The sequence below is a fragment of the Aliterella sp. E5.1 genome (assembly GCF_057473825.1).
The window spans coordinates 1-3,072 of record NZ_JBYCCV010000214.1; the positions used below are offsets into that span (position 1 = coordinate 1).

Consider the following 3,072-nt stretch of genomic DNA (forward strand, 5'->3'; position numbering starts at 1 on the left):
GCTTAGTTGGGAAGACACAATGCTATCTCATCCCCCCATAGCCAGCCAATCTTGAAGTCGGAGGCTCCGCGTCCAGGGCGGAGCGGAGCGGAGAGCGAAGCGTCCCTTGACGTGGAGGTGACTTAAAGATAATGGCGTGGCGGGGGATGAGATACCTCACCAGTATTTAGCTACTACTGCCCTCACCAGTATTTGGGTAAAGTCACCCCACCAGTATTTAGCTACTACTGCCCTCACAAAAAGTTTGTACTGTTAGTTTGCCGGATGAAGTAGTAAGTTTGTACTACTAAAACTTAAGTTTAGTTCTGAAAGCTGGGTAAAACTGCTGCAATTATTCTCAATTAAGAAGCTTTGTTGACTCTGTTCTCAATAACTAGCATTGGTTTTTTGCCGCTTATTTGAGCTTATTTACTTTCCAGAACCCTTAAGGTTGTATAGGTTATTTCGGATGATTTTAGATAGGCGTGAAAACCTTTTTGAGAATTTGTGAGAATGCTGCAAATTTGCCTTTGTTTTTCCGGTTTCTATCTTCTCTTGATACTAGAGGGATAACTGTAAGATTTGAAATTGGTCTTAAACCCAAACTGTGTAAGTGTTAGAACCTTCTTGACAGACGCGAAAAACCCCGGTAGTTTTGGAGTTACCACACAACAACACTTACCGGGGTTTACTGCATGAAGCAGCGAGATTTAGTATACCTTTCCGACCTCTCACCAAAAGATAAACCCTGGGATAAATGCAGGGGTGAGGCGGATATATTTAAAGCCTTATTTGAAGGAACTATACACGATTGTTATGCCATTCGTCTAGCAAATTGTTCTTGTGAGCTTGTTTTTGCCTTTGCAGTGGATGAAAATGGAATCTGTAGTTTAAAGCTGCAAACGGCTAAGTTTTGCCGTGTAAGGTTGTGTCCAGTATGTCAAAGGCAACGAGCGCGTATGTGGACGGCTAAGACAATCAAGATAATGCCTAAAGTTTTAGAAGCCTACCCTAAATCTAGATTTTTGATGTTAGGTCTGACTTTTCCTAACTGTGAGCTAACTAACTTGAGAGCTACTTTGTCCGAGATGCACCAAGCTTGGCGGAAGCTTATCCAACGCAAAGAGTGGAAAGTGCAGGGATGGGTAAGAACCACAGAAGTTACACGCGGTCGGGATGACACTGCCCACCCTCACTATCACTGTCTCTTGATGGTTAAGCCTATTTATTTTGGTGGTGACAACTACATTTCTCAAGCCCGTTGGACTGAACTTTGGAGGGAATGTTTAAAAGTTAGCTACGACCCCATAGTAGATATTCGTTCAGTACGTCCAAAAAAGGGCAGTAAGGGCATTGAAACCGACCCAGTGATATCAGCATTGGTTGAAACGGTTAAATACTCTGTGAAGCCTTCAAACGTCCTTAAAGGGAATAACTGCCAAAAACCAGGTCAGAAAGTCAGGGCAACTGACCAAGATTGGTTAGTTGAATTAACGACCCAGCTACATAAAACTAGGGCGCTTGCTACTGGTGGAGTTCTTAAAGACTATTTGAAAGTTTTGGAGAATGAACCAGAAGATTTAATTCATGCTAATGAACTGGGTGAAGTTGAGGCTGACTCTGAAAGTCCAAGGATAGATTTTAACTGGAGTAGCAAAGTTAGCCGCTACCACATGAAGCCTGAACCAGTAATTGTCCAGGATGAGTTTGCAAATTCTAATTATACACACTAATGGACATTGTTTAAACATGAGTGAACAAATAGTAGAGTCTTATCACTGTAGTTTTGTCCCTTCCTTGATACCTGAGTTTGTAGATCCACATATCACAGTTGATGAGGATGACGGCAAGGAAATTTATCTAATTCAGGTTGACCCCAAGCACCCAGTTGTTCGTCAGCTTAGAGCCAGTGGGAAAAGTCTCATACAAGTTTTGAAGTCCGTAGGATTTATTAACCCAGTCCATTACTACACGGGTTAGCGTCCTAAGTTCTAATTATACACATCTTTAGATTTTGTTCAAACTGGCACATTCATTTAGCGGGGGCTGGAAGCGTCTACAAGGCAAAATACCCCCTTCTGGCTGTACTCATATCTGGAAAGAGTTTTCAAAGGTTGCCTTACATAGTAGGCTTTTCAGCCTCTATTGCAATATAGTAAGTAACTTACTCATATTGTAACTGGTACATTGGTAATCCGAACATACACACTATTAGATATAAGCAATACTAATCACCTTCCAGTTGTACACATTAACGGAACTGTGTTAGCTTCTAGTTATACACATTTCTGGATAACTTTATGGCTGATGAGAAAAGGAAAATGTCTGAACGTTCTTTAGAAAACTTGAAGTTAGGAGCGGAGTCTCGCCGTCAGGGTAAGGTACGCCATAACTTTACAATTCTGCCTGAAACAGTCCAATGGCTTAAGTGTTCAGGTAATGCCTCAGAAGCAATTGACAATTTAGTTTTTGCTGCTTTGGATCAGAAATTGTTTTCTATAAATACACATGACCGGATAGACAAAGAACAAACCTTATCCAATAATACACATTACCAGAAAGAAGAACCAAACACAGTTTCCAATGATATGTATGAACAGAAGATTCAGGAGCTTAACCAGAGTTTGGAAGAAACTTACTTGGAACTTTCAACATTGCGATCGCAGTTGGCAGAAGCACAGGGAGAAAACAATTTTCAAGAAACTCGCTGGAAGCTGACCAACAGAATGAACAACGAGTTTGTTGAGCAGCGTCAGAAGGACAAGGCAAAAATTGTTGACCTACTCAAGCCAGCACTTAAATTTCCCGGTAACAACGCGGCTCCGATTAAAGCTCACATTCGGGCAGTCCTAGCTCTGTTGGATGATGTTCCAAACTTAGAACCATAAACCCGTATTACCATTTTCATCTAGTCAACAGCAAGAGCTAGGTAAAGTCACCCCTCTAACTCTGTGAAAACTACCAAAGCTTAGTTGGGAAGACACAATGCTATCTCATCCCCCCATAGCCAGCCAATCTTGAAGTCGGAGGCTCCGCGTCCAGGGCGGAGCGGAGCGGAGAGCGAAGCGTCCCTTGACGTGGAGGTGACTTAAA

At 42.2% G+C, this 3,072-nt stretch carries 3 protein-coding genes; all 3 read left to right on the forward strand.

Features of this window, described 5'->3' with window-relative positions:
* The first annotated feature begins 674 nt into the window (after positions 1-674).
* The 3 genes from AC2VE5_RS25200 (at position 675) to AC2VE5_RS25210 (ending at position 2,867) form a co-directional block, all read left to right on the forward strand.
* Positions 675-1,712 carry a protein rep gene (locus AC2VE5_RS25200; protein WP_486890334.1) on the forward strand — a complete coding sequence of 346 codons (1,038 nt, stop codon included), beginning with the start codon at positions 675-677 and terminating at the stop codon, positions 1,710-1,712.
* 16 nt (positions 1,713-1,728) lie between these two features.
* The gene (locus tag AC2VE5_RS25205; RefSeq protein WP_486890335.1) at positions 1,729-1,959 is read left to right on the forward strand and encodes a hypothetical protein; all 231 of its coding nucleotides are present in this window, start codon (positions 1,729-1,731) and stop codon (positions 1,957-1,959) included.
* Positions 1,960-2,300: 341 nt separating this feature from the next.
* Entirely contained in the window at positions 2,301-2,867 is a 567-nt protein-coding gene (locus tag AC2VE5_RS25210) for a hypothetical protein (RefSeq protein WP_486890336.1), read from the forward strand.
* Positions 2,868-3,072 lie beyond the last annotated feature (205 nt).